Origin of the sequence: Thiohalobacter thiocyanaticus (genome assembly GCF_002356355.1) — a bacterium.
GTDB classification, from domain to species: domain Bacteria; phylum Pseudomonadota; class Gammaproteobacteria; order Thiohalobacterales; family Thiohalobacteraceae; genus Thiohalobacter; species Thiohalobacter thiocyanaticus_A.
Window position 1 is genome coordinate 1,446,581 of the sequence record NZ_AP018052.1, and the last position, 24,262, is coordinate 1,470,842.

General features: G+C 52.8%; 29 protein-coding genes. 17 read left to right on the forward strand and 12 right to left on the reverse strand.

The features are described 5' to 3' along the window. The first annotated feature begins 382 nt into the window (after positions 1-382). The 6 genes from CFK21_RS06630 (at position 383) to CFK21_RS15190 (ending at position 6,272) form a co-directional block, all read left to right on the forward strand. Positions 383-1,054 (forward strand): endonuclease I family protein, encoded by a 672-nt coding sequence (locus CFK21_RS06630; RefSeq protein ID WP_096365922.1) that lies wholly within the window; start codon positions 383-385, stop codon positions 1,052-1,054. 348 nt (positions 1,055-1,402) lie between these two features. Continuing rightward, positions 1,403-2,002, forward strand: a complete 600-nt coding sequence (locus CFK21_RS06635) for a TIR domain-containing protein (RefSeq protein ID WP_096365923.1) — start codon at positions 1,403-1,405, stop codon at positions 2,000-2,002. A gap of 20 nt (positions 2,003-2,022) precedes the next feature. Continuing rightward, positions 2,023-2,898, forward strand: a complete 876-nt coding sequence (locus CFK21_RS06640; protein WP_197703020.1) for a DUF4231 domain-containing protein — start codon at positions 2,023-2,025, stop codon at positions 2,896-2,898. 131 nt (positions 2,899-3,029) lie between these two features. Beyond that, complete coding sequence (locus tag CFK21_RS06645; protein ID WP_096365925.1) at positions 3,030-3,422, forward strand: TIR domain-containing protein; 393 nt, start codon at positions 3,030-3,032, stop codon at positions 3,420-3,422. 12 nt (positions 3,423-3,434) lie between these two features. Continuing rightward, on the forward strand, positions 3,435-4,754 hold the full coding sequence (locus CFK21_RS06650; RefSeq protein ID WP_096365926.1) for a TRAFs-binding domain-containing protein: 1,320 nt from the start codon (positions 3,435-3,437) through the stop codon (positions 4,752-4,754). 96 nt (positions 4,755-4,850) lie between these two features. After that, a complete protein-coding gene (locus tag CFK21_RS15190) occupies positions 4,851-6,272 on the forward strand; it encodes a HEPN domain-containing protein (protein WP_157745453.1) in 1,422 nt (473 codons plus the stop codon). A 969-nt stretch (positions 6,273-7,241) separates the two neighbouring features. Here CFK21_RS15190 and CFK21_RS06655 read toward each other — a convergent pair. Next, entirely contained in the window at positions 7,242-7,580 is a 339-nt protein-coding gene (locus CFK21_RS06655; protein ID WP_157745456.1) for a hypothetical protein, read from the reverse strand. A 180-nt stretch (positions 7,581-7,760) separates the two neighbouring features. Between CFK21_RS06655 and CFK21_RS06660 the strand changes: the two genes are divergently transcribed. From CFK21_RS06660 to CFK21_RS06695, 9 genes are all read left to right on the forward strand, one after another. Further along, the gene (locus CFK21_RS06660; RefSeq protein WP_096365928.1) at positions 7,761-8,435 is read left to right on the forward strand and encodes an SOS response-associated peptidase; all 675 of its coding nucleotides are present in this window, start codon (positions 7,761-7,763) and stop codon (positions 8,433-8,435) included. A 579-nt stretch (positions 8,436-9,014) separates the two neighbouring features. Further along, entirely contained in the window at positions 9,015-9,284 is a 270-nt protein-coding gene (locus CFK21_RS06665; RefSeq protein WP_096365929.1) for a hypothetical protein, read from the forward strand. An 892-nt stretch (positions 9,285-10,176) separates the two neighbouring features. After that, positions 10,177-11,475, forward strand: a complete 1,299-nt coding sequence (locus tag CFK21_RS06670; RefSeq protein WP_096365930.1) for a site-specific integrase — start codon at positions 10,177-10,179, stop codon at positions 11,473-11,475. 1,265 nt (positions 11,476-12,740) lie between these two features. After that, a complete protein-coding gene (locus CFK21_RS15195; RefSeq protein WP_157745459.1) occupies positions 12,741-13,103 on the forward strand; it encodes a DUF7673 family protein in 363 nt (120 codons plus the stop codon). A gap of 239 nt (positions 13,104-13,342) precedes the next feature. Next, the gene (locus CFK21_RS06675; protein ID WP_096365931.1) at positions 13,343-13,567 is read left to right on the forward strand and encodes a hypothetical protein; all 225 of its coding nucleotides are present in this window, start codon (positions 13,343-13,345) and stop codon (positions 13,565-13,567) included. 123 nt (positions 13,568-13,690) lie between these two features. Beyond that, the gene (locus CFK21_RS15645; RefSeq protein ID WP_096365932.1) at positions 13,691-13,894 is read left to right on the forward strand and encodes an antitoxin Xre/MbcA/ParS toxin-binding domain-containing protein; all 204 of its coding nucleotides are present in this window, start codon (positions 13,691-13,693) and stop codon (positions 13,892-13,894) included. 8 nt (positions 13,895-13,902) lie between these two features. Beyond that, positions 13,903-14,712: an antitoxin Xre/MbcA/ParS toxin-binding domain-containing protein gene (locus CFK21_RS06685; protein WP_096365933.1), complete on the forward strand. Its 810-nt coding sequence runs from the start codon at positions 13,903-13,905 to the stop codon at positions 14,710-14,712. Between the two features lie 6 nt (positions 14,713-14,718). After that, positions 14,719-15,102, forward strand: a complete 384-nt coding sequence (locus CFK21_RS06690; RefSeq protein WP_096365934.1) for a type II toxin-antitoxin system death-on-curing family toxin — start codon at positions 14,719-14,721, stop codon at positions 15,100-15,102. A gap of 63 nt (positions 15,103-15,165) precedes the next feature. Beyond that, complete coding sequence (locus CFK21_RS06695) at positions 15,166-15,762, forward strand: MbcA/ParS/Xre antitoxin family protein (protein ID WP_197703021.1); 597 nt, start codon at positions 15,166-15,168, stop codon at positions 15,760-15,762. 49 nt (positions 15,763-15,811) lie between these two features. Here CFK21_RS06695 and CFK21_RS06700 read toward each other — a convergent pair whose 3' ends face one another. The 4 genes from CFK21_RS06700 to CFK21_RS06715 form a co-directional block, all read right to left on the reverse strand. Continuing rightward, entirely contained in the window at positions 15,812-16,876 is a 1,065-nt protein-coding gene (locus tag CFK21_RS06700; protein ID WP_096365935.1) for a GIY-YIG nuclease family protein, read from the reverse strand. Between the two features lie 81 nt (positions 16,877-16,957). Further along, a complete protein-coding gene (locus CFK21_RS06705) occupies positions 16,958-17,287 on the reverse strand; it encodes a hypothetical protein (RefSeq protein ID WP_096365936.1) in 330 nt (109 codons plus the stop codon). Beyond that, a complete protein-coding gene (locus CFK21_RS06710; protein ID WP_096365937.1) occupies positions 17,287-17,640 on the reverse strand; it encodes a helix-turn-helix domain-containing protein in 354 nt (117 codons plus the stop codon). Before CFK21_RS06710 ends, CFK21_RS06705 begins: the two co-directional genes overlap by 1 nt. A 5-nt stretch (positions 17,641-17,645) precedes the next feature. After that, positions 17,646-17,972, reverse strand: a complete 327-nt coding sequence (locus CFK21_RS06715; protein WP_096365938.1) for a hypothetical protein — start codon at positions 17,970-17,972, stop codon at positions 17,646-17,648. 235 nt (positions 17,973-18,207) lie between these two features. Here CFK21_RS06715 and CFK21_RS06720 point away from each other — a divergent pair, with 235 nt between their 5' ends. Both CFK21_RS06720 and CFK21_RS06730 read left to right on the forward strand, forming a co-directional pair. Next, the gene (locus tag CFK21_RS06720; RefSeq protein WP_157745462.1) at positions 18,208-18,681 is read left to right on the forward strand and encodes an MbcA/ParS/Xre antitoxin family protein; all 474 of its coding nucleotides are present in this window, start codon (positions 18,208-18,210) and stop codon (positions 18,679-18,681) included. Between the two features lie 417 nt (positions 18,682-19,098). After that, positions 19,099-20,595 carry a hypothetical protein gene (locus CFK21_RS06730; protein WP_096365941.1) on the forward strand — a complete coding sequence of 499 codons (1,497 nt, stop codon included), beginning with the start codon at positions 19,099-19,101 and terminating at the stop codon, positions 20,593-20,595. A gap of 87 nt (positions 20,596-20,682) precedes the next feature. On the opposite strand, the gene CFK21_RS06735 is transcribed toward CFK21_RS06730, so the two are convergent. From CFK21_RS06735 to CFK21_RS06765, 7 genes are read right to left on the reverse strand one after another with little or no spacing between them, the layout of a single operon-like run. Continuing rightward, on the reverse strand, positions 20,683-21,135 hold the full coding sequence (locus tag CFK21_RS06735) for a GNAT family N-acetyltransferase (protein WP_197703022.1): 453 nt from the start codon (positions 21,133-21,135) through the stop codon (positions 20,683-20,685). An 8-nt stretch (positions 21,136-21,143) separates the two neighbouring features. Beyond that, complete coding sequence (locus CFK21_RS06740; protein WP_096365943.1) at positions 21,144-21,923, reverse strand: metallophosphoesterase; 780 nt, start codon at positions 21,921-21,923, stop codon at positions 21,144-21,146. 7 nt (positions 21,924-21,930) lie between these two features. Further along, positions 21,931-22,386: a hypothetical protein gene (locus tag CFK21_RS06745; protein ID WP_096365944.1), complete on the reverse strand. Its 456-nt coding sequence runs from the start codon at positions 22,384-22,386 to the stop codon at positions 21,931-21,933. Continuing rightward, positions 22,383-22,907: a hypothetical protein gene (locus CFK21_RS06750; protein WP_096365945.1), complete on the reverse strand. Its 525-nt coding sequence runs from the start codon at positions 22,905-22,907 to the stop codon at positions 22,383-22,385. The genes CFK21_RS06745 and CFK21_RS06750 overlap by 4 nt, the downstream gene beginning before the upstream one ends. Continuing rightward, positions 22,904-23,173, reverse strand: coding sequence for a hypothetical protein (locus tag CFK21_RS06755; protein ID WP_096365946.1), 270 nt, complete (start codon positions 23,171-23,173; stop codon positions 22,904-22,906). Before CFK21_RS06755 ends, CFK21_RS06750 begins: the two co-directional genes overlap by 4 nt. Continuing rightward, positions 23,170-23,679, reverse strand: a complete 510-nt coding sequence (locus CFK21_RS06760; RefSeq protein WP_096365947.1) for a hypothetical protein — start codon at positions 23,677-23,679, stop codon at positions 23,170-23,172. The genes CFK21_RS06755 and CFK21_RS06760 overlap by 4 nt, the downstream gene beginning before the upstream one ends. Beyond that, positions 23,676-24,257: a 3'-5' exonuclease gene (locus tag CFK21_RS06765; RefSeq protein WP_096367528.1), complete on the reverse strand. Its 582-nt coding sequence runs from the start codon at positions 24,255-24,257 to the stop codon at positions 23,676-23,678. The genes CFK21_RS06760 and CFK21_RS06765 overlap by 4 nt, the downstream gene beginning before the upstream one ends. Positions 24,258-24,262: the final 5 nt, after the last annotated feature.

Below are 24,262 nucleotides of genomic sequence, written 5' to 3' on the forward strand. Positions count from 1 at the left end.
ATCCATTGTCCTCGGACAAGTCCAGTAAGATATTGATAAAATAATAAAATATCTGTCCGAGTGAACAGGAGTGTACCACCTGACACACTTTTTTGCAGTCGGAGACCGGTGGCATCTCGCTATCTGAGCCCATCCCCAGGGGCGATCCCGGGTGTCGAGTCAGATCCTCCACATGAATCCGAGGTTACTGACACCGCCTCGACAACCCGCAGAGATTCATCGTAAAATATTGATATACATAGTGTAATTCGTGTACCAAAGATCTGGGTGTACCACGTGGTACACTTTTTTCGCAGTCGGAGAGAGGCCCGAGACCGGCCTATCGGGATCAAGATCTGATCCGCCACCAAGCAAAATAATTAACAAGCCATTGGGATAAGAAATGGGGTTTTCGGGTAAGCAAGCGTGGATTGGTATTTTCATCTCCCTGTTGATTACTCCGTTGGCGTACGCAGAACAGACTGTGATCGACTCCTACAGGCAAGCGCGGGAGATCTGGTTCTGGGATCAGCTTTATCCACGTGGCGGCGAAACCCTTTACTGTGGACAGGCATTCCGTGGCCATGCCCCTCTCAACATCGAGCATGTCTATGCCGCCAGCTGGGCAGCTGAAGCGATGGGATGCAGCAGTCGATCAGCCTGTCGAAATGATCCTGATGAAGGTGAGACCTTTAACCACTTCGAGGCAGATCTGCATAACCTCTTCCCTACGCTTGGCGGGGTGAACAGCGCTCGCGGGAACCTGCCGTTTGGCCGGGTTCCCGGCGAAGAACTGCATCTGTTGGCTTGCGATTTCGAAGTTGATCGGGATATCAACCTAGTCGAACCCCGTACCGAGGTTCGGGGTGATATCGCCCGCGCCATATTCTATGTCCACGATGCCTACGATCTTCCCATCCCCTTCGAGATGAAGGAGATGCTGGTCGAGTGGCACCGTAATGATCCACCGAGTACCCACGAGATATGGCGCAATGACACTATTGCTAGGCTGCAGGGCACCCGGAACCCCTATATCGATAGCCCTGAGCTGGCAGATGAGCTCGAGGGACCGTAATCACATGTATGTCAGATGCCAAGGAAGGAGGAGCGGGAGGTCCGGATCCGGCACTAAGCGGACTTTCGCGCCAGGCGAAACGGGCTTCCGCCTATTATCAATATGTCTGTGAATTAGTTGATTGAAGGTAAAGTATGGTGGCCTATTACGATTCGGTAGATGTAAGTCAATCAAGGTAATGCTATTGATTCATATATAATTTTAGGTGAATATACCCGGTAGGATGTACCGATAATATGCGGAATCGGGAGTATTGCATGATAGGCAGAATCTGCACTATTACTAATAATATATATTCCTTATAACAAAACTGTTATACATAAAAATTCATAGTCATGAGCAAAGATCATGCATAAAGTTTTCATTAGCTTTCATAGTAGCGATATCGCCTACAAAGACTCGTTGATTAAGTTCAATGAGGACAATCCTATGTTTATCGACGGATCTGTAGATACCCGTGATATTTCAGATGATTTGCCGGATGACAGAATTCGACAGAAAATCCGCGACGAGTATCTCGGAGACTCTACTGTAACAATTCTTTTGGTGGGGCAAGGCACCAAAGGGAGAAAGCATGTTGACTGGGAAGTTTACTCAAGCATGTACGATGGAAAATCCAACAAACGATCCGGTGTCATAGCAGTTCTACTTCCAGGCGCCAACCCCGGCAACAACTGGACTGCGGCTCACGACAATGAGAAAAGCGCGATCTACCCCGAAACAACGAGCTGGACATCTGTTGATAATCGTGCTGAATACGAACTCCGCTATCCATATCTTCCCGCAAGAATAATTGATAATCTTCTCAGTAAAGAGGTTAAGTTATCCGTTGTTCCTTGGAAAAAATTAGATACCAAAACCTTGCCACTACTAATTGAAAATGCATTCGATTCTCGCATTTCAAATCAGTACGACCTCAGCCGCCCAATGCGCCGTGCAAACTCATGATTGAACCCACGGACACCAGAATGGAAATGCAGGAAGAGGATTTTCCTGCATTGTATAACTCTGCAGATAGTACGTCTTTAAAAGCACAAAATCATTATTTTAGCGCATTGATATGCTATCTCTTTTTATTGATTCTTGCAGCCTTTGTGTCATACGCATGGCTCACCAGTGTTTATGGGGCAATCACTTCTGCCGCACTCTTTTTAATAACATTGGGCATATTAGTTTGGCTCAAAGTGCATAAGCCAGAAGATATTTGGTACAACGGCCGCGCTGTAGCCGAGTCTGTCAAAACTCGTACATGGCGTTGGATCATGAGATCTGAGCCATACGATGACAACATTCCAGAAGAGCAGGCACAAAAAGAGCTTTTGAATGATCTCAAGGGAATTCTTGATCAAAATCGATCCTTATCCCACGTATTAGAATGGACCCCTAACTTGGGTGAAGCGATTTCTGAGAAGATGAAAGTCATTCGTTCTTTGCCCTGGTCAGAGAGGCTAGAAACTTATGTAAGGGATCGGGTGGATAATCAGTCGATGTGGTATTCAGAAAAATCGCAGTTGAACAGGCGCCTCGCAAAACGCTGGTTTATTGTTTCAATCGTTTTGCATTCGGTAGCGGTCCTTCTGTTGCTCTATCGAATTAAAGAGCCAGCTAGCTCACTACCAATAGAGGTAATCGCCACCGCGGCCGGTGCCGTTCTAACTTGGGTTCAAGCGAAGAAGTACAATGAACTTAACTCATCGTACGCGCTGGCTGCACATGAAATCGTATTGATTAAAGGTGAGTCTGTTTTTGTAAAGAATGAACAACAATTATCTGAGTTTGTTGTAAATAGTGAGGCGGCATTTTCAAGGGAACATACCCAATGGACTGCTCGGAAAATCGTATAACAATAGGCTGCTGTCGGACTGGTAACAGTTCCGGCTTCGCCTCAACTTTCACCAGCCGCAGAGCCAAACGTTGGGCGGCCGTGATCCGCTCGTCGATAAAAAAATAGACCGCTTCATTAAGGAGATTTGGAATGCCTAACGTTTGTTTTTTTAGCTTCACAGAAGCTGATCGTGAAGTTGTCCTTACTATCAAGGGCCGGGCTGTGAACCCAAATTACAGAAATCTAAATTTTCGTGTTAAAGACTTATTGAAGCGCTGGAATACGGAGGATGTTGCCGTTATCCGTCAGGCGATTTCAAAAGCCATGAGTGGAACTTCGCGGACAATCGTGTTCGTCGGTGAGAGAACCCATCGTAGTCGATGGGTACGTGAAGAAGTTGAAATGACGTTAAGAAATAATAAGCCCGTCTACGCTATCCGCTTGAACAATACAAACGGTACTAAACCGAAGGTATTAGAGGATAACGGGATTAATCTATACAACTGGAGCGAGGAGAGGCTTCAAGATCTCGCTACTCTGTGAAGGAGAGGTACGATGAAGCCTTATTGTTTTGTGCTTATGCCGTTCGGGCGGAAATCTGATGAAACCGGGCGTGTTGTCGAATTCGACGCTGTGTATGATCAGATAATTGCGCCTGCAATAGAGGATGCAAACTTAGAGCCTATAAGAGCTGACGAAGAGATAATTGGCGGAATCATACATAAGCCAATGTTTGAGCGCCTCATGATGTGCGAATATGCCGTAGCGGATCTCACAACCGCAAATGCGAATGTGTTTTATGAGTTAGGAATTAGGCATGGAGTGAGACCGTATAGCACCGTACCTATTGCCGGTAGTGGAATGCGTCTGCCTTTTGATGTGGCACCTTTGAGAGCAATCCTCTATGAATTAGACGACTATGGGTGTCCAGAAAAGCCAGAATTAGCACGCAAACTATTAAGGGAAAGGCTTGAATCCTGCCGTGATCCTTCCGACGACAGTCCGTTATATCAATTATTAACTGATGTGCCGCGACCTGATCTTCAAAGGTTAAAGACAGATTCGTTTAGAGATTTGGTTGAATATTCGAAATCTATGAAGGGGCGTTTAAGATGCGCGCGCGAGGAAGGTAGTAGTGCGATCGATGTTATTGAGAAAGAAATTGATGTAGTCGATGCTGACCCAGCTATCGTTATTGATCTATTCCTGTCTTACAGAGCAGTAAAAGATTGGCAGAGAATGGTCGATCTGACTAATAAAATGGCACCACCACTGAAGCAAACGATCCTTGTACAGGAGCAGTTAGGGTTTGCCTTGAATAGGCTAAAGCTCCACAAAGAAGCCGAGCGTATATTAATCGAAATTATCGATAATCATGGACCAAGCAGCGAAACAAACGGAATTTTAGGGCGGGTATATAAAGATCAGTGGATAACAGCCAAGGGAAATGGAAGTCCAGCAGCCAGCGCCTACTTGAAAAAGGCTATTGATGCCTACCTGCAAGGTTTTGAGGCGGATTGGAGGGATGCATACCCTGGGATCAATGCGGTAACGCTTATGGAGTGTACTGAACCCCCTGATCCACGGAGAATCGAGCTTATTCCGGTGGTAGCCTATTCGGTAAAGAGGCGATTAGCCAGTAAAAACCCTGATTACTGGGATCATGCGACCGAATTAGAAGTGCATGTTTTGTCCCAAGAATCTGAAAAAGCTCAAGCTGCGTTAGGAATGGCTCTAGCCTCGATTCGAGAGACGTGGGAGCCAGAGACGACTGCTAATAACATAAGAATGATAAGGAATGCACGAGAAAGTAGAGGAACTGATTGTGAGTGGATTCAGGATATTGAAAACGCTCTAGAGCAAGCTCGACAATGACTTACATTGAAAAGCACCCAACAAGGGGGCTCAAGATGAACGGTTTTCCGCTGGCGCTCCAAACCGGCGGCTTAGCCCAGGCGTTAGATTTTAAATATGAAAGATTTACCAGAATTTGAAGGCTTTTGGTGGTCACCAGATGACCCAGATACTCAACTCGCTGGCCGATTGATTTCCGACGATGGCGTTGCAAAGCTAATACTTACTATAGATAGCCCGGGGCATTTCCCGTTCTCAAGATCGGAATCGAGAGAATATGAGGTACTGCACGGGCGTACATCTGATGGAAAACAAATTACACTTCTCAAATGCTTTGACCTAAATACATCATGGTCAAGTAGCGGTATAGAAAAACGGATTGTCTTAGCAAATTATGTGCTAGTCGGAGGATTAGTACCCCAATCAAAGGTAGAGAATGCGTTTAGCGAGCTGTCTTTAAAGTGGCCCGGGTTACAGCGCTGGTTCTTTGAATCTGGGGTATCAGTAGAGCACGATGATGGCGATTTTCGATCATTTACGATTAGATATAAGGCGAAAGAAACATTCGGGTTTGAATACTTAAAGGGCCTAAAAATCGAATTTGGCTTTAGTACCGATAAGATACCGTTCGGTGGGCCGCTAACTGAGCAAATAGAGTTTAATGAAATCGTTTGGGTTACGCTGAAAAAAGATACCCCAAAGTCGCTGGAATACTATATAGAAAAACTAAATGAATTGATTCAATTCTTTTCAATCTGCGTTCTCGAATACAATCAGCCCCAAGTAGTTACACTGGTAGGGGATTTTGATATAGAGACAAGAGAAGATGGCACGAGTATATCGCCTCATCTACAAGTTTACTATTCTTCTGTTCAAGAACCGCAATCGGATAGGCGCCCTCATCCGATAGAAATACTTATGCCCTACGGCGTAATCAAAGAAAACTTTCAGCAAATACTTAAATCATGGGCAAAGGTAGCAGCAGAGGTATCCCCCTCTAGGTCGCTGTATTTTTCATCACTCTATGGAACCAACAAATACATTGAGTCTACCTTCTTGTCGCTTGCACAGTCGGCAGAAGTATTTCACCGTAGGAGATATGGTGGAACATATATACCTGACGAAAAATATCGGGAAGACGTCTTACCTGCCCTTGAATCTGCGATACCGCATGAATTGGATAGTGACGTAAAGCAGGCATACAAGCAGAGACTAGAGTACTTTAATGAATTTTCTCTAGCTAAACGGCTAAAAATGATGTCTTCCAATCACAAAGATGTATTTAGTATGTTTGTTCCAGATTGGAAAAGCAAGATTCGATCTATAGTAAAAGCGAGAAATTATTACACGCATTATTCTGAAGGCGGTGGAAATGTTGCTCCAGACATTAATAAACTGGTGGAGTACAGAGAATTCTTAAAAATGCTTATTGAACTAGAAATGTTGACGGCTACCGGAGTGAATATAGAGCTATTACACAGTCAAGCAAAAAGATGCCAAAGGTATCGTTGGAATTTTCCAGTGAATCATGCGAAATAAAAACAAACAATGCGCTCGTTCGGCGCAAATTACGCTGCGATTTGTTTGCGCAGCATAGTTAGATCGTTGGGGATCACTCTAAGGAGCTATCGCGATGAATGAGCCACCTGTGCCCGAAACACCAAAGAAGGCTCCAAGTGAAGCTACAAGGCTTGTGACATCTGCCGTCATTTCAGCAGCGGGTCAAATAATTGGTGGTTGGCTGACGGGGCGCGGAAATCAACCTATCACGGGACCACAGAAAGGGACTGTTGACTACTACAAGAATATCTTTATAAACAGCAAGTGGTTCAGTCCAATTATTTTTCTTGCGATTTTCATTATTTCGTTGGGTGCACTGGTCGATGGAGCAGCAAAGATCTATTGCGTAGGCGTCAAACTCTGCTCTCTTGTGACTCTATGCAGCGCGTCGTGCCAACTCTAGCACATCCATGCCCAACCCGGCGGTAGAGAGGGTCGTCTGCCGGAAAGCCGTCAGCCACCCCTCACCTCCACGTTAACTTCTGCTATTGGTCGGTAGCTGACATCCATAATAATCGTAATAACCGGCCCCAGGGTCACGGCGTGTGACCGCGGCTCGAGATCCGCCGGGAAGAGGCGGGGCCGTTTGCCTCCCCTTACCTGGCCCAGCCGCCCTTCGGGCACCCTGTTGCCAAGTCCGGTTGTCAGTTAGACGACCTTTTCTGGCACCGGGGGCGGTCCGCACGTCAGGCCAGCGCCAATGGGAGGCGTCACCCGCCTTGGTAAGTGACTGATTTTTCGTTGCGCGCATCGATTACGCGGGCGGTTAGCCGCCTCCACAGCTGCTGCCAGCATTTGTATTTTAGACTACCTTTTCTGGCACCAGCCCATAACCCGCTGTATTAAAATATAAAAATCATATCGATTTGGGCGCGGAATGGCTTCACGCCGATGGCGCCTCCCTGCAGGGCGGTTGTTTCTCGCCCATGGCCGCTGCCATCCGTGGCCTCACCGGCTCAACCGGATTACAACCCGGGGTTGCAGGGGCGACTCAGCATCCTCACTGGGCGGGAGGGTCACGACATACACGCGACGCTGGGGTCCGTCCCGAGCCACAAGCCCCTGGAGGACATGTCCCTTGATGAGTGGGTCCGTCCACTGTCCGCGCCCGCGGTGATCCCGGTACATGTAGCTGTGGATCGGGAGCTGGACCGGGATGGGGAACCAGTAGTCCCAGTCCCCGGCATACAGGGTGTCCAGGCGGGTCCAGCCGCCGTGGGGGAAGACGCCCTGGCGCCGGGGCTCGCCCCAGGCGAGCAGCCGGATCCCGCCTGAGCGCGTATACACGGGCAGCACGGCGTCCGGATGGCCGAACCGGGCTAGGACCCGCTGGCCTTCGTGAAAATACAGGATGGCAATGCACACTGTGCAAATATACAGTTTATCCGGACCACGGGGAATCCCTGGGCAGCGGGGCGCGGGTGGGGTACCATGGCCAAAATAAGAATCAAACGGTTATGACCCAGTATGTGTGGACGCTTCGCCAGGACCACGCCCCCCGAGCCCTTCGCAGAACTTGCCAAGGCCCGCTGCGAAGTCGGCGCGCTGCCCCCTCGGTATAATCTCCTGCCGGGCCAGTCAGTACTAGCCTTCCGCCTGGATCCGGCCGGTGAGCGTGAGCTGGTCGCCCTGCACTGGCCCTACATCCCGCCGTTCGAGAAGCAGCCCAAGACCCGGTACTCCACCATCAATGCCAAGGCCGAAACACTGACGACCAGCCGCCTTTGGCGGTTTCCTTTCCAGCATTTCCGCTGTCTCATCGCCGCTGATGGCTTCTATGAGCCGAAGGACACCGGTGAGAAGCGCAAGCTGCAGTATTACTTTCGACGCAGGGACGGCGAACCCTTCTTTATGGCCGGCGTCTGGGGCCGCTGGGAGCCGCCAGAAGGGGAGGTGGGTGAGGCGTTTGATTCCTGCGCGATCATCACGACCGAAGCCAACGCAGCCGTTGGCGAGGTTCATCCGCGGATGCCGGTGATTCTGCCGCCCGATGCCTGGGCGCAGTGGCTGGATCCGGCAGTCACTGATCCTGAGCAAGTACAGGACCTGTTGGAGCCAGCGCCGGACGAAGGATGGGAAGGGTATCCGGTGGGCTATTACACCCGCGAGGATAGCCCGCGGGTGATCGAACGCCAAAATTGAAAACCCCCGCCGGAGCGGGGGCTGCGCCTTCCCTGGCATTGAGCCGGATCGCAGACCCTAGTGTCGCTCGGCGCAAAAGTAGTATCCAGTGATCCTTGTCTGGAGTCTGTCCGCTGTGGCTGAAATTCCTGACAGCCTGGGATTACATCTGCAATCTCCGCATCCACAGAAGATAAGTGGGGGGTGAGGACAAGAGCAAGCCGGCGCCGGCCCAGCGCCAGATCATGCCGTATCCGGAGAACGATGCAGTGATTCAGGAGTTTCGTCGCCGGTTCGCAGATGCGGGCAACCCGATACCCAGTCACTCCCAGATCCTCCGCGCCGAGGTCGCTACCCTGGCCCGGCTGACGGCCGGGAGGTTGCCAATCTCGTGGAATAATATGCTGGGTGTGGATCCATACGTGCGTAGGGCGTGGATATGTATATATGGAGGGAGAGATGCTATCGAAAGATGAACAGGAAACATGGGAAAAGAGGAAAAAGGAAATCCGGACCCGGCACCCGCGCCTTATTCCCAAGCAGTTAGGCTTTGCGTGCCCGCCGGCTTAGGCGGAGGTTCTCGAGGACACATTTCGGCAGATGGAAGAGGCCGCAGAGCGGATGGATCTTCCTACTGATGCTTGGCCTCAGATCACTGATGTAAAAGAAAAATACGGCGGATTGAGAATCTACTACCAAGGGTGCAGCCTGTCAGATGAAGCGGTTTTCGATCAGATTATCGAAGCCGCTGAAGAGCGCATCGAGCGCACATGCGTGAAATGTGGCGCCCCAGGCCGTGTCGGTCCCTGTGGCATGTGGTCGTATTGCGGCGAGCACATGCCCGAGACTGAGGACGAGCGCGTGCTGTGACCCAAAATCCGAGGGCGCCGGGTACGCTTCGGCGACCCTCGGGCTTACGCAGTAATTATCTGATAAAAAATAAAAATATATGCCTTATCGAATAAAAATGTACCACGTGACACACTTTTTTCGCAGTAGGAGAAGGGGCGGAGACCAGCCTATCGGGATCTAGATCTGATCCGCCGCCAAGCAAAATAATTAACAAGCCATTGGGATAAGAAATGGGGTTTTCGGACAAGCAAGCGTGGATTGGTATTGTCGTGTACCTACTGTTTACCCCTTTGGCCACTTGATCCTGCTGTTGTATCTCGTCTGGCTGATCGTTCGCTGCCTTCTAAGGGCCTCAAACTGGCCAGCCGCAGCGAGCCGATACCGAATCCCGGAATCTGGCTATTCTGATCGTCAACAACACAACCCCTTCTTGCCGCCCTTCGTGGCTTTTGTTTGCACGGTCGGTTGGCTGGCCCGTATTGGCCCACTTCGGGCCCGAAGTGGGCCAATACGGGCCACTTTAGTAGAGCGCACCGTCATCAAACACCTTACTGGGCCAATACGGGCCACTTTGGGCCCGAAGTGGGCCAATACGGGCCACTTTGCCAGGCGCTGAACTTGATCCGGTGCCGATCTCCAGACTCGAAAACACCATTCTGCGCTCGATGCCAACACCCATTAACGATACCCAATTTAAAAAAGATGCCGAATCTGGTGTGAGCTAACCGGGGAAACCATTGTCAATATTTACTACCCGGTTAGATCGCCGATACCATTAATACACATCGTGTATTAATGGGAGGAGGGACAGATTTTGCGAGCGGGAACGCGAGTAAAATTGGCCCGACCCCGGGAGGCTCTGACGGGCCATTTGCATCCAAATGGCATGACAGGGCCGAGGACGACTGAGATGGGCATCAATACAGAATACGGTATCAACACAAATTCGGCATCCGACACCCAATCGCGCAACATTTCCCGATTGGCATCGAAGTTCGACCTCGGCATCAAATCCGAAAATGCAGAATTCCGATTGCTGAATCCGGACAACATTAACACGATCGAAGATGCGAATATGGTCGCCAAGCGCGCGCACCAATACGTCGAGAAGGAGCCGCGTGAGCTGTCACCGAGCACGGTACGCTGCTACGAGAGTATGGTCCGGCACATCGAGCATTACCGCATGGGCATGTCCGACGTGCCCAATATGCCGCGACTCGGAAAATACCATCCCGGCCACAAGCAATATTGCGTCGCGCGCGCCGCCTTGGTGTGGGATGCGCAGCGGGGCGTCAATGTGTGGTTCGAGAAAATGGGGCATGCATGGCAGGTGCAGGACAAGATCGGCCTGCTGTACGCCGCCAAAATGCTCGCCCACTACCTGCGCACCCTGATCGCATTCCCGAAAGGTGAAAAAAGCTCCGCGCTCAAGACCGCCAACGCCGTGCGTGAACAAATCGGTAAGCGGGAACCGCCGCGAACCGGAGGTGAGCGGGGATCGAAGAAGAAATTGCTGCCGAGGCTTCCGAAAGATTGGCGTCACCGGATGTGGTCAGCGGCGGCCGGCTCGAAAAAATACCGACTGCCACTGGCCGCGATTGCCTGCTGCGGTTGCCGGCCGGCGGAATTGAAAAATGGCGTCACGGTAAAATTGGTCGATGGAGACCTGCTTTACTTCCGCATCGAGGGGGTGAAGGTCGACGAAGGCAGGGGCCACAAAGTGCGCTCCGTCACTTTCGCCCTGGCAGATCCGGAGGCGCATCCAGAGTTCATCTGGCTTCGGGACCATGTGCGTGACGCCGGAGGGGAAAAGCGGGTCAACATCTCTAACGCCAATGCGTTCGGCATGGCGGTGAGCCGATTCAGCAAAAATGCATTCCCCCGGATGCGTAATACCGTCACCCCTTACGTCTATCGTCACGCCATGGCGCAGATGATGAAAACGGATCCGGATACGGATCAGGAAACCATTGCCCAGGTACTGGGTCATATCACCGACCGGACGCAACGCCATTATGGGACCCGAAAACAGAAAGGCTCATCCGGCCTGAAAGTGATCTGGTCATGGTCCAGCCGGAAAGTTAAGCTGGATGAATCTACTCGGAATCGTGACCCGGTCCGCCAGGCGCAATTCCAGAACGTGATGACCGGAATCCATATCCCGAAAACTAAACGCGGAAGTTTTCCGCTAACGGCGCAAAAAATTTGATTTAACTCTCAGCGCGAGGACCCCGCAGCGCTGCCTGATCTGTCCCGGCTGCCGCCGACACTTCCCAGGGAGCGCGCTGCGGGGATGGGTAGACCGAGCCCCAAACTGACGACGAAACGAAAAGGTACGACGCAATGAAAATCAGTGAAGGGCATTGCGGCTGTCGCCGCTCCCGGATCCCCGGTGCCGGCCGGGTGAACAGCATAGCCATTCCTTTCGGTCGGTCAAAGCATTGTTCGCACACTGCCTGCGCTGCGCTCCACCTGGACCTTTCATCATTCCATGCCTTCATAAACTCCGAGGCCGGCTCCGGGGAATGGCATATTGAACTTGAAGAGGGTCTGTCGTCGTGATGTGCAATAAGAGACCGAGATCAGTATCGCTGCATAGGGAAAACGCCTGCAGGATGTCGTTGCGTCGGCCCGTAAGAAAGCGGACCCGCACTTCCAGATCAATCTCGACCCGCGGACCCGTGAGCCACTGGGTCTGGTCAAATCGAGGAAAAATCGGTTGCAGGCCATCGTGTCGGTTCGCTGCAGGTGTAAATACTTCGGATGTACGCGGACATGGATCAAAGGATCGACCTTATGAACTCGACAGGGGGATATTTCTTATACGCAAGACTAGATCGATGCCGGTTTCTCAGGTACCGCCACTGATCAGGTGTAAGCCATTGTGGAGTTGGCGACGGAACTGTTCGGCCCTGAACCGGACAAGCGCCTGCAGTGGTCAAGACCGACGCACAGGGAAAACCGCAGCGCGAGAATATCGTTGCCACCTGCCTACCAGACCCGGGGCGATTCATGTAGCCGCTCTGCAATAATTCCGAATCATGCCAATTTTTGGAATTTCGGTTTCGCACTTAATAGTCTGCATCTGAACTGGCTTCCGTCCTCATATTTATAAGTAACTGCATTAATTAGTATTAAATCCTGATTCGGTCATTTTTGCGCTGGTGTATATGAATGATGTTTACCTTTCCAATTGGGGGCAATGTCAAGGGTAACAATGTGGTGAATGATGTAGATAATAGGATATGAGGAATGTGATGAAGAGGTAGCTTTAATTATATAGGGTAGGTCAGATGCTGAGGTACTCCTATTTTAGGATGGTGAAGTGTGATGAGGGTATGAGCCACCATGCTATACTAACGGGTTGCAGCCGCCAATCTTAGTATTGGGAAAACATACACTCTGACCTTGTCTTATATCATATGAAAAACCTTCATCATGTTCTGTGTGTCTAAAACTGCATAGGTGATCATCATGAAAGACATTAAATCAGCACTTGAAGAAAAACGCCGCTTTCTCGCTGAGCGTGCCACCCGGATACGTACGGCGGGTATACCAGCATTGCAACAGCTCATTCTGGTCGGGCATACCGATACCGGTGGTGGAAGGGAAGCACGAGCACTGTTGACTGCACTTTATGCGCCTCAGGCGCATTCATATTCACTTGATGGATTGCGGGCGTTTGATTCAGAGCTGACAGAAGCTGCGCTTGCGGTAATGGCATTGGACTCCCTCGCTGAGATGTCGATTGACCGATGGGTGCCTAACGCGGCAGTTATACGGGAGTGGTCTGTTGAAAATATGAACCAGCATGCCCCTGTACAGCTGACACCTTAGCCTGTAGTGAATGTGCTGCTTTAACCACGTTAATCCCCCTCCAGTCTCGCTACTGGAGGGGGAAAATCCGAGATTCATGACAGAAGTGACGAGTATATATATTAATCAATTACGCATATGTCGATGGTGTACGTTATATATAATACGCAATAAGATACTGAAAAACAATATAAAAATTGGAATTTGGGCTCAGAAATTGAGATAATATGCATGAAGGGTAGGTGGATAGGAGAAAAGGCATGAACTACATCGCGAGACTCATTCTGGAGGCCCTGATCGAGCAGGGGCATGACGATGCATATATTGAAGAAAAGCGCATCGAGTTGTCGGGGCATACCGGGAAATTCTGCTCACTTTTGTCATTGAATTGTTTTGATGCCGATACGACTCGGAAGGTCGCTGATAAAGTAGGCGTCCCAGTCGACGACTTGAAGACGACGCTGCATACAATCCGGGAGTTCTAATTAACAGAGTTTAATATTTCTGATAAGGCGCATTATCAGAAATTTCTTATTGAATTCGGTGTCTTGAAATCGTCGAGGTCGTGATATTCAATACTCCAAATTGCCGTGCCACAGGAGGTGCGCATGTCTGACCGGTTGCGCCGAGTCGCCTATATCTATCGCGCCGCAATACAGCTATTTGAAGGTGACAGGAGGATGGCCCGGCGTTGGCTGCGTCGGCCATCCAGGGCTCTCGGCGGTGATACGCCTCTGGAGTATATAAGGACGGATGCGGGTGCCGAGGAGGTATTGGACCTGATCGGTCGATTGGAGCATGGAGTGATGTGACCACAACTATGGACGTATCGACACTGGATCCACAACGCGTCGCGACCGCCGCGCTCCAGGGCTTCTTCACCATCACTGGGCAGTGGGGCTTGAGCGGTGCGGAGCAGCGGAAACTGCTCGGAGACCCTCCCGAGGATACCTTCTTCGAGTGGAGAACGGAGCATACGGCCAGCCAGCTCGAACCGGATACGCTGAAGCGAATCAGTTACATCCTGGGCATCCACAAGGCGCTGTGCATCCTGCTGCCATCGAGACGTGCGGCCTTCGAGTGGGTCAAAAAGCCCAACGATGCACCCCTCTTTCAGGGGCAGACCGCGCTCTCGCGGATGCTGACAGGGCGCATGGAGGACCTGCACGATGTACGGGCATATCTGGATGGTGAGTGTGGGGACACCATGGAAATGGAACACAGGAATTTCAGGGCCATCATCGTCATCGACTTCGATGAACAAGATCAATGCTACCACGGCCACGTCACAAACTTTCCTGGTATCTGGCCGTTTCATGGCGCCACTATTGACGCACTCCGCCAGGCATTCGAGCAGGTGGTCGACGACTATTATGAGGCCCATCCTACATTCGCGGGGATGATCACCGAGGCAGACCATCAAGCTAAGCGCGATCGGCAGGCGGCGTTCGCACGCTGGTTCGACGAAAATCCGGACAGGGAGGTGCCCCACTCGAAACTATTCGAGAACTGCAAGATTGAGCCGTCGGCCACGCTGAAGGCGAAACAGGATGCGCTCGATGAAGCGATGCGGGCATTCGACCGGACCTGCGAGAAGTTCGATAACGCGCTGCGTGAGCTGGCGAAGTAGGCCGTTATGAGCGGCTGGAACTGGATCCCGGACAATACTCTGGCTGTCTGTCACACCGATCTATTGAAATACGGTGGCACGAGTGGCTTGATCGATCACGCCAAGCTGGACTCGGCCATGACGCGCGCCACCAATCTGGCTGCCTATGGTGAGCCGGACCTGGCGGAACTGGCCGCGGCCTATGGCTACGGTGTGGCCCGTAACCACCCCCTCCCGGATGGCAACAAGCGGGCCGCCCTGGTCGCCATCGATATCTTCCTCCAGCTGAACGGCCAGGAGCTGATCGCTGATGAGGCTGAGGTGGTGCGGGTCATCCAGGCCCTGGCTGCCGGCAATCTCGAGGAACCGGAGCTGGCGGACTGGATCCGCGCTCACATGCAAAATGTTTAGTATTCTAAACATACCGGGAGTGAGGTGGTGAAATGTTTGAAATACTAAACATGGCAAGGCGAAATGACAGACTCACACTCCCAGGATGAATTGATTGCCCTCGGCCGGGCCGCGGAAGCCGCCGGCCTCGATCTCGAGGATCTCCAGGCCCTGCGCGAATTCCGCGACCAGGGCGGGGACTTGCTCATGCTGATGAAACGGATGCGCCAGGAACTGGATTATGAAGCCGTTCGCTCGGGCCGGAAGACGGCCGCGGATATGAGCCTATTCAGCCCCGAGACGGCGGCACGGACCCGGATCAAACATCGACTTGAAGACGTGGATGACGATCCCCTCGAGGTGCTGATGCGGGATTACCGGTTCACGCTGGAAGAAGTAGCGGGCCTGCTTGATGTCTCCAAGTCAGCCGTTGAGGCGCGCATCCGGGATGATGAGGCATTCGGGATCGATTCCGAGGCGGTGTGGCAGTTGCATGACATCCGGAATCTCGCTCACCGCGCACTCGAGGTGCTGGGTGAGACCGAGAAGGCTGCCCGGTGGCTGCATAAGCCGAATCTGGCGCTGAACGGGGAAACGCCGCTTTCCAGGCTAGCTACCCGTGAGGGCATCCAACAGATCGAGGCGGTGCTGGAGAGAATCAGTGAGGGACTCCCGGGCTAAACTTCCCGAACGATATAGCTGCGCTTTTCATTAGTGAAAAGCCAGCAAGCTATGGGTTGGGAGACCACTGCTCTTGCAGCCATGAATTTAATTTGGTTACCACTTCTTCTGGTATATCCTCATCTAAATAAGCTTTCTTCCATGATCGGACTGTTATGTCAGGTATGTTAAATTGTGATGCGATCTCAGTAGCAGCTTGATTTGCATATTCGCTTGGCCATGATAATTCATGAAAATCTATTATTAGCTCATGCTTGGGTGATGGTGCAGGGCGAGAGTTGTTTTCATTCTCATATTTTATCCAGGTCTTTTCTAATAACTCAGGTATCGGCATCAATCGATTTCGACGCTGTGCTACCTCTGATGCAGTAGCCCATTCGAATCTATCAAGCACTGACTTTGCCATAACGTTTATGTCAGGTAGGTCATTTTCATCATCGAGCCCTATCATTCCATCTTCGTACTTGGATTCACCGAAGATATGTATACAGAACCAATCTTCTTCGCTCCATCGAAGCATTTCGTAACTGATGCGAGCATCCATATAATGCAATGTAGCGAAGATTGGTAATTCTGGTAGCCGATAATAAATGTATATACCGAATTCGTCATGTTCATTGTATGCTTCAAAATGTACCTCGAGACCATCTGAAATTATGCTTCCATTTACAGGTTCGAGAATAGAAAACAGTCTGTCTCTGTATTTCAAAGCAATATTTCGATAGAGGGTTTCTTCGTCAATGCATCGTTCTTCCTCTTCTTTCCTTGAATATGCAAGATCTTTAATGTAGTCCAGCGGGTTCCAGTCTTGCGGTAATTCATCAGATTCCTGTAGTGGTGATGCCATAGACTCTATTAGTTCGACAACATTTGTAAGGCTTTCAGTAAAAAACTCCCGGTTGTGGCTCACTCGTTTGGAACTGAGTTTCCTGTGTATCTGAAGCTCAAGCTGATCGCAATTTTCTACATAACGGGAATATGCGACTTTGTATGGAGTTGGAACACCGGTAGAGGATAGCTCTGCTGCCCTCTGCTCAGGACTACGCTGTGTTTTGCCGACTTTTAAGTATGGTAATGAGTCATTAACCAGCACATAAATAAATCCGAAAGCCATCACATTTTCCGTTATTGTTTATTTGAATTAGGCGAACGCGGGGCGCCAGCATCGGGGTGGGTTCAGAGTCAGGGAATACGCCTACTTCGTGCACAGCGCATCGATCAGCGAAATCGTTCCGCCTGCCACCACCGAAACGATGCCCGCGATGAGCAGCCAGTGATTGAGTGGCGTCCATTCCCTGGCATCGCGTTCGATCGCTTTGGCTGTCATTTGGATGCCAGTGTCGATAGGACTGGTTTTCTGCCCACCGGATGGTTCACCGGCTTGGCCTTGGGGGGATGCTGTTTGAGACAATTTCACCGAGTCACGCAGTAACACGCTGGCCTTCAATGCCGGAATGACCAGCAGGACCGACCCGACGAGTGACAGGATCGCACCTAGTATCGCGCTGGAGTCAAAGCACGGCACTACAGGGCAACCAGGTTGCCGTCATGGTGGTCGCTCGATTCGTTCTTCTCCACTTCGGCGAACTCGAGCTTAATACCTTCCGCGCCCAGGAGAAGCCGCTGGTCGCACGCGTGCGCAATCTCGATCAGGGTGCCGAGATTCGGCAGGCTTTCATTATCGCTTGACTCGAGTCGCGAGATAGCGGTCTGCGTGGTATGCACTCGTTCCGCCAATTCGGTTTGTGTGATCTGGGCTGCTTTGCGCCACTCTCTGACCATCTGAGCCACGCGAATAATCGCCGCCTGTTCATCAAAGGCTTCCTTGGCTTCCGGTTCCTGGATGAGCTGGTTAATTGCCGAATCGATTTTGGACATAGCCGTCACCACGCTTGTGCTCGCTGCTTCGCAACACTCCACAGCCGGGAATCATTGTACGGACCGATTACGACCAGGTGGACCTCGTCTTCGCATACCGCGAAACACATGGCCACTGCGGTACGCGTCACGCAGTGAACCTGCACGGTCTTTCCATCCCGCCGCTGAACCGACTGGCACTGCGTCAATTCCACCGGCCCGTTGACGAGAATGTCGAGCTTCAGAATCGACCACAACCGGGCGCAGGCGCGCTTATGCGATGTGGTCGTGGCGCTGGAGTGGATCCAGGCTTCGTATTCCGCCTGACTATCCTGATCCCACGAGTCTTTCACCGGCGCCCCTACCTGTGGTTATCGGTCAGTGCGAAGAGAATTATAGCAAATATGTGATATTTTGGCATCAGAGCATCGCCGGCGGTATTCGGATGACCTTATTAACATATGAAAATCAATGGTATGCGATAGGCCCCCGCCACGGGTCATCCGGTCGGGCCGCAGAAACTGCCGGACTGGATCTCGAGGATCTCCAGTCCAGCGCGAGTTTCGTAGCCAGGGCGGGGACCTGCTCATGCTCATGAAGCGGGTGCGCCAGGAGCTCGATCATGAGGCCGTCCGCTCGGGCCGGAAAACGAATGCGAATATGAGCCTGTTCAGCCCCGAGACGGCAGCCAAGACTCGGGTCAAGCATCGATTTGGGGGCGTGTGCGACGATCCCCTCGAGGTGCTGATGCGGGATTACCGGTTTACGGTGGATGAGCTGGCGAGCCTGCTCAGTATGCCAGTGACCAACATTGAGGCGCGCATCCGGGATGATGAGGCGTTCCGACTCGATTCGCAGGCGGAGTGGAAGCTGCATGACATCCTCAATCTCGCCAACCGGGCACGCGAGGTGCTGGCTGAGACGGAGAAGGCGGTTCGGTGGCTGCACAAGCCGAATCGGGCGCTGGGAGGGGCGACGCCAATGTTTCGGCTGGCTACCCCTGAGGGCATCCGACAGATCGAGGACGTGCTTGAGAGTGTCAGCGAGGGGCTTCCAGGCTAAACTACCCGAACAGCAAGCTCCGCTCTTCACTGTATGCCTACCGGCTCGACGTCACACTGATTGCCCGCCTGGGTAAGTGCTTCCTTTCGCCCGGGGGCGATATTGAGGCGGTCACGCCTTATGTGATGGAAATGACGCATGGAATCGGGGACTATCTCGATGTCGGGGTCGCGACAGCCACGATGGCTTGTGGGCGTGAAAATATCGCAGCCGCGCGGAATGCGCGTGGCTGGTACGGTCAGCCTGCGCATTTCAAGCGGGATCCGGTGAGGATGGTGAGCTGGCCGGAGGATAGTCTCCAGGCCAGGATTGACGCATTGACATGCCCTGGTATGGATGGAGAATAAGATTTAGCTCCAGTGCATAAACGCGAATAGTTTTCTGGCATAAGCAAAATACTGAAGAAGCGCCAGGTACATGTATCAACTTGTCTCCATCATTATAGTTGCCGCTCTTACATTAATTGCCCCACCCTTTGGGTTCATTGCGGGGATGTTGGCGATTTATTTCTACGGTGAACTGGATAAGAAAAAGCAGATTGAGGCTAGAGATAAAGCGTGCAAGGAAGAAATCAGCCGGCATGAGTCTCACGGCAGAAAACTGATAAGCGCGCTTCGCCGGCACGCTGATAATGGTGATGCGCTGGCCAAGACTCTCCTTGGCCAAGCCCTGTTGGGGATCCCTTTCCATGTCGGTGGTAGCGGCATCTTCAAAGGCACTGAAAGTATGCTTGAGTATTACTACCCGGATAAGGATGCAGACAAGTTTATACTTTCGGACCTATCAAAATATCCCGATCTCCACGACAAGGATCTCGGGCTCTCGCTGATCAACGAGGGTTGCGAAAGAGATCAACATAAAGCTCTAGTCACAAAAGGTTACATGATTGAAAACGGGATCTGCTTCGAGAGGGAAGTGCAGGCAGGGCGTGAGATCATTGAAGCAGCAGATAATGCCGAAGCGCATAAAGCGTTTGTTGAACGGTCAGAGCAGTCCGTTACTGAACCTGAGCTTTGGGGTTTCGATGAGGGGTTGAAGTTAAAAAACAAGCGTGGCGAGCTTGTTCGAAGCGAGGCTGAACGTGTTATTGCCAACAAGCTATTTGATGCGGGGATCGATTATCAATATGAGCGCGCCTGGGTAGGCAGTGGTTACGTTTACAAGAAAGACTGGAAGAACCCCAATAAGAAACGTCGTGTGCTGCGCACAAGCCGAAAGTTTCCGGATTTTACGATTCATACCCAGGATGACCGGTGGATTATCTGGGAACATCTCGGGATGATTGATGATCCAGAATATTCGAGGGAGTGGATAAAAAAGCGACATTGGTATATGGGGAATGGATTCAGGCCGGGCGAAACGCTCCTGATATCAAGGAATTCAGAGGATATCGAAAAGGTATTCGCATTCCTGCTGAAAGACCTTGGGATCGATGGATCCAGTAATGAAGTTTCTTCGGCAGAGCCTGATGATCCAACTGATAACAACGAACCCTGGAAGTTTCTGTGGGATATGAATAACGGATATCCCGTGGTAACCAGGTTTCGAGAGCAGGCGGTATCAGTCGCCAAGACATTGGCGGCTCAGAACTCAATTATCACCAGGATATATCCCGTAAACGTAGAATACTGGACTGTCGCAGTTCGTGAATCAGTCAGGTTATCCCCGGAAAGTATCGAGTTCCTGGAAGGGGTGTTTACCGGTAATCAATGGCGTACCGTCAATTATTCGTTTTTCGGTTCTCTCAATTCAGGTAATGATGAGTATGATACTGAAGACGAGGGTGGAGGGGTGTTCGAGGACGATAGAGAGGTCGAGTATATTGATGAGCGCCAGGAGATCCGGGATGACGTTGCAAGCGATGTCTGGGATTATTCGCGCGCAGAACTGGATGGTTGGTTCTATCCTGATTGACGCTATCCGTCTGAGGGCTGAGGCCCGGCGGGCTTGATCAGATCGCCATCGATGTCGATGGGATACGGCTGGAGCAATGTCAGCGGTTCATCGTTGGATTTCACTTGTGTCATAATACATAACGTAGCCGCGTTTTTTGTTACCAGAAAGACCACAAGACCGGTAGAAGTCATGTGTGGTATCTTTCTTAGATCCTGTTAACAGCATTACCTTGTAACAACTGTGGCCCCAGGCGACGTCGAGCGCATGTTTAACGACGCGCTTGCCAAACCCCCGTCCTCGAGACTGCTCATCCGTTACGACATTCTCGATTACACCAAACGGGCGAGCTGACCGGGTCAGATTCGGCGTGCAACTGAGATAGCAAGTTGACTCGACTCTGCCCTTGTCCTCGAGCACAAACAGGTGTAGCCAGTGATTCTCCATTATTTCGTCGAACGTAGCTTGTGCGGTCTCGTCTGTGAGAACAGAATCCTGCGGATTCAGCTGTCTATACAGCTCAATAATATGCACGAGATCGCCTCGCACGGCTTCGCGCACTCCCGATCTCATAGAGCTACCATCCTGCCCGGATTATATTTACCTGACGGCGTCTCCCCCGGATACCCCGGCTGATTCGACACCAGCCGCACTCCGTTGACCCAGGTATCGACATTCCCGTGGGTATGGCCATAGATCCAGAGCTGCGCGGCCTGCGGGTTGAACAGGTCTGTGAGATCCGACCAATAGGCGCCGGACAGTGCATCCACCGGGTATTCCGGGCACTGGCAGGCCGGGGCCGGGCCATGATGGGTGATCACCACGGTGTTACCCGGATGGGGTTCGGCGAGCTTCTCTGCCAGCCACTCGCGGGCCCGGATATGCAGGTCCGCGGCGTCTTTGGGCAGGAATTTCCGGTACCGATTCCCGATCCGGGTCCGGATCCGCCGGTGGTCATTCATCATGTCTTCGCATTCCTGCATCGCGAGGCCCTGGCGGATCTCGGGGTCGGCCCGGTAATCGGTCCACAGGGTCGCACCGAGATAGCGAGCCCCGTCGAGGATCAGCTCATCGCAATCCAGCAGATGGACGCCCTGTTCCTTGGCGGCGTCACGCATCTCTTTGAGGGCGTACTCATGCACCCGGCCATAGAATTCATGGTTGCCGGGGACGTAGATCACCGGCACGCCACGCTCCCGGGCGAGCTCGCCGGCCCAGAGGATGCCCTGGACGCCTGTGCTGATATCGCCAGCCAGGATGATGACATCGGCGTCGGTCCTGGCGAGCAGCAACTCGCCCTTGCGGCCGCCAAATTCCAGGTGCAGGTCCGAGGCGTATTGGATTTTCATGTCCGGTCTACTCAGGATACAGATTCAGGTGGCCGGCTTCGGTCCACTCACCGTCGCCCCATGCCTCGCGCTCATCCTTACGACATGAGAGGCATAGTGTCAGCACGGTGCCATTGAGCCAGCCCGGGCGCGCAGGTTTGCCGCATTTCTCGCAGGTGCGGAAGCTGCACATCTCTGCATGCTGGATGTAAAAGTAGAAACCCTTCGGAAGCCTGCTCAGATACACGCGCAGACCGCCGAATTTCTGCTTGATCTGCGCGACAGCCGGATACTCCGGGCTTGCAGGGTCAAGCCCCATATCCGCTGAATCGGCTTCAAGCGTTTCGAGCAGGGCCCAGACAATAGGTCGCCACCCCATATCGATCGCCAGCTCCCCATGGACCAGTCTGGGGTTGGTGATTTCCTCCCTGTTTCGGAAGAATGCCGGAAAGCGCTCGAAAAACATCTCATCTGTCAATTTCACTGCGATCCTCCATGGCGCGTGAGCGCCATTCGGTATAACTCGATCATCTGCCGGACATCGTTGCCGGCATCGTGCCGCCTGCCGGCGACGCGTTGCCAGGCCGCTTCCCGCCATTGCACATCCCAGCCAAGGCGACGGGTTACCGAGGCGGGCATGAGGCCGTGAATCAGGCGCCAGTAGTCTCCGATTGCGAATACCGGGCTCAGTTCTGCCACCTCAAACAGCGTCTGACACCACATTCGGTCCAGGCCCGAGTCGGCATAGAGGATCCGGCCGCCGAGCTGGGCGTTCATCCGCGCCGCGACCTCGTGCGGCGGCCTGCCATGGGTGTACAGCTGATCCCGGGGGATCAGGTGGATGGCTTGTGCATTCGAATCCCAGTCATCCCATTCTTCGATTCCGGCTGGCGAGATGAGCCAGCACTCGATGCGGCTGTCCGGCAGCGACCAGGCGACCTGAATGGGGTAGGAACCCGGATTCAGGGAGCTGGCCTCGAAATCCAGGAAGCAGGGCAGGCTCACCGGGAGCCTCCGAACTCGTCCCGGCAGAACTTCTCTCGTAGATAATTGACGTGCAGCGGCACAACATCCTTGCTGGCGATAACGCCGGCTCGCTCCAACGCCAGCAACAGCAATTCCACATCGTCCATTATCACCTCGTCATCAGACAATCGCGTGATGACATCCGCCATCGCGTCACCCGCTGTACGCACGTAGCGGACACTGTGCTGGCGCGCCAGGTCGGTGATGTACTCGGCGACGCCAGTGGTAGGGATTTTGGCGCTCATGCGAACTCCGCCTGCGCCCGCCGGTACCAGGCCAACCGATGCCGGACATCGGTCCCGGCCCGGTGAGGCTGACCCGCCACATCGGCCCAGGCGGCGTCATAAAGTTCATGCAGCCGCCCGCCGCGCGCATCAGGCCACAGTACCCAGATCGGGTGCAGGCGGACCGGACTGCGTACACCCAGGGCATCGCCGAACAGCGTCTCCAGCCAGCCCTGGTCATAATCAGGGGCATCGGAGTACACCGGCTGCCCGGCCAGCACCGCCTGGATCCGTCCGGCCACCAGTTTCGGGTCCGCGCCGTGTTCACTCAGATAGCGCCGGGACAGGCCGTGGACGGCCTGCGCGGCCGGGTCCCAATCGGTCCAGTCGAGGATGTGATACGGGTCGATCAGGTGCGCCTCGACCTCGCCATTCGGGTACGACCAGGCGATCTCGATCGGGTAGGAATCCCGCCCGAGTGAGCTGGCCTCGATGTCCAGAAATTGGGGCAGGGGATGCAGCGTCATGATTTCTGCCTCCCCAACCGGGCCTGGCCGAAGATGTATGGCATCAGTCTGACCATGTTCCGCGCATCGTCGATGCCCCGGTGATGAGTGCCTTCCAGCGGCAGGCCCGCGAGCTGGAGTGCCTTCTTCATCCCGACCGATTTACCGATGCCCTGGCGCTTGGCGAACCGGGCTTTGATATTGATGTGATAATCCGTCGGAAACGGGTAGGGCACCCGATGGTGCGCGCAGTCCTGGAGGAACTGGTTGCGATCATAATTGCCCCAGCTACAGAACACCGGGCTGGCGAATCCGCCCACCCAGGCCCGGAAGCGGTCATTGACCACGGGAAATGGATCCGCTGCCTCGACCTCTGCCTGGGTGATGCTGGTCAGCCGGGTGCAGAACTCGGTCAGGAGCGGATTGCGCACCGGGCGCACGAACGCCTCGAACTCACCGACCTGCGCCAGGGCCTTGCCCTCGACCGCGACGGCGCCGATCTCGATGATTTCCATCTCATGTCGCGGGAATTCCCCTGCATCGGTGCAGGTGGCCTCCAGGTCGACGATGAGGTAGGTGTTGCCCTTTTGGCTGGACATGGCAT

Bases quoted from the DNA above. Each gene is read 5' to 3' on its own strand.
- CFK21_RS06630 (WP_096365922.1), top strand. From the start codon at position 383: ATGGGGTTTTCGGGTAAGCAAGCGTGGATTGGTATTTTCATCTCCCTG.
- CFK21_RS06635 (WP_096365923.1), top strand. From the start codon at position 1,403: ATGCATAAAGTTTTCATTAGCTTTCATAGTAGCGATATCGCCTACAAA.
- CFK21_RS06640 (WP_197703020.1), top strand. From the start codon at position 2,023: ATGGAAATGCAGGAAGAGGATTTTCCTGCATTGTATAACTCTGCAGAT.
- CFK21_RS06645 (WP_096365925.1), top strand. From the start codon at position 3,030: ATGCCTAACGTTTGTTTTTTTAGCTTCACAGAAGCTGATCGTGAAGTT.
- CFK21_RS06650 (WP_096365926.1), top strand. From the start codon at position 3,435: ATGAAGCCTTATTGTTTTGTGCTTATGCCGTTCGGGCGGAAATCTGAT.
- CFK21_RS15190 (WP_157745453.1), top strand. From the start codon at position 4,851: ATGAAAGATTTACCAGAATTTGAAGGCTTTTGGTGGTCACCAGATGAC.
- CFK21_RS06660 (WP_096365928.1), top strand. From the start codon at position 7,761: ATGTGTGGACGCTTCGCCAGGACCACGCCCCCCGAGCCCTTCGCAGAA.
- CFK21_RS06665 (WP_096365929.1), top strand. From the start codon at position 9,015: ATGGAAGAGGCCGCAGAGCGGATGGATCTTCCTACTGATGCTTGGCCT.
- CFK21_RS06670 (WP_096365930.1), top strand. From the start codon at position 10,177: ATGGGCATCAATACAGAATACGGTATCAACACAAATTCGGCATCCGAC.
- CFK21_RS15195 (WP_157745459.1), top strand. From the start codon at position 12,741: ATGAAAGACATTAAATCAGCACTTGAAGAAAAACGCCGCTTTCTCGCT.
- CFK21_RS06675 (WP_096365931.1), top strand. From the start codon at position 13,343: ATGAACTACATCGCGAGACTCATTCTGGAGGCCCTGATCGAGCAGGGG.
- CFK21_RS15645 (WP_096365932.1), top strand. From the start codon at position 13,691: ATGTCTGACCGGTTGCGCCGAGTCGCCTATATCTATCGCGCCGCAATA.
- CFK21_RS06685 (WP_096365933.1), top strand. From the start codon at position 13,903: ATGGACGTATCGACACTGGATCCACAACGCGTCGCGACCGCCGCGCTC.
- CFK21_RS06690 (WP_096365934.1), top strand. From the start codon at position 14,719: ATGAGCGGCTGGAACTGGATCCCGGACAATACTCTGGCTGTCTGTCAC.
- CFK21_RS06695 (WP_197703021.1), top strand. From the start codon at position 15,166: ATGACAGACTCACACTCCCAGGATGAATTGATTGCCCTCGGCCGGGCC.
- CFK21_RS06700 (WP_096365935.1), bottom strand. From the start codon at position 16,876: ATGGCTTTCGGATTTATTTATGTGCTGGTTAATGACTCATTACCATAC.
- CFK21_RS06710 (WP_096365937.1), bottom strand. From the start codon at position 17,640: ATGTCCAAAATCGATTCGGCAATTAACCAGCTCATCCAGGAACCGGAA.
- CFK21_RS06720 (WP_157745462.1), top strand. From the start codon at position 18,208: ATGCTCATGAAGCGGGTGCGCCAGGAGCTCGATCATGAGGCCGTCCGC.
- CFK21_RS06730 (WP_096365941.1), top strand. From the start codon at position 19,099: ATGTATCAACTTGTCTCCATCATTATAGTTGCCGCTCTTACATTAATT.
- CFK21_RS06740 (WP_096365943.1), bottom strand. From the start codon at position 21,923: ATGAAAATCCAATACGCCTCGGACCTGCACCTGGAATTTGGCGGCCGC.
- CFK21_RS06755 (WP_096365946.1), bottom strand. From the start codon at position 23,173: ATGAGCGCCAAAATCCCTACCACTGGCGTCGCCGAGTACATCACCGAC.
- CFK21_RS06760 (WP_096365947.1), bottom strand. From the start codon at position 23,679: ATGACGCTGCATCCCCTGCCCCAATTTCTGGACATCGAGGCCAGCTCA.
- CFK21_RS06765 (WP_096367528.1), bottom strand. From the start codon at position 24,257: ATGTCCAGCCAAAAGGGCAACACCTACCTCATCGTCGACCTGGAGGCC.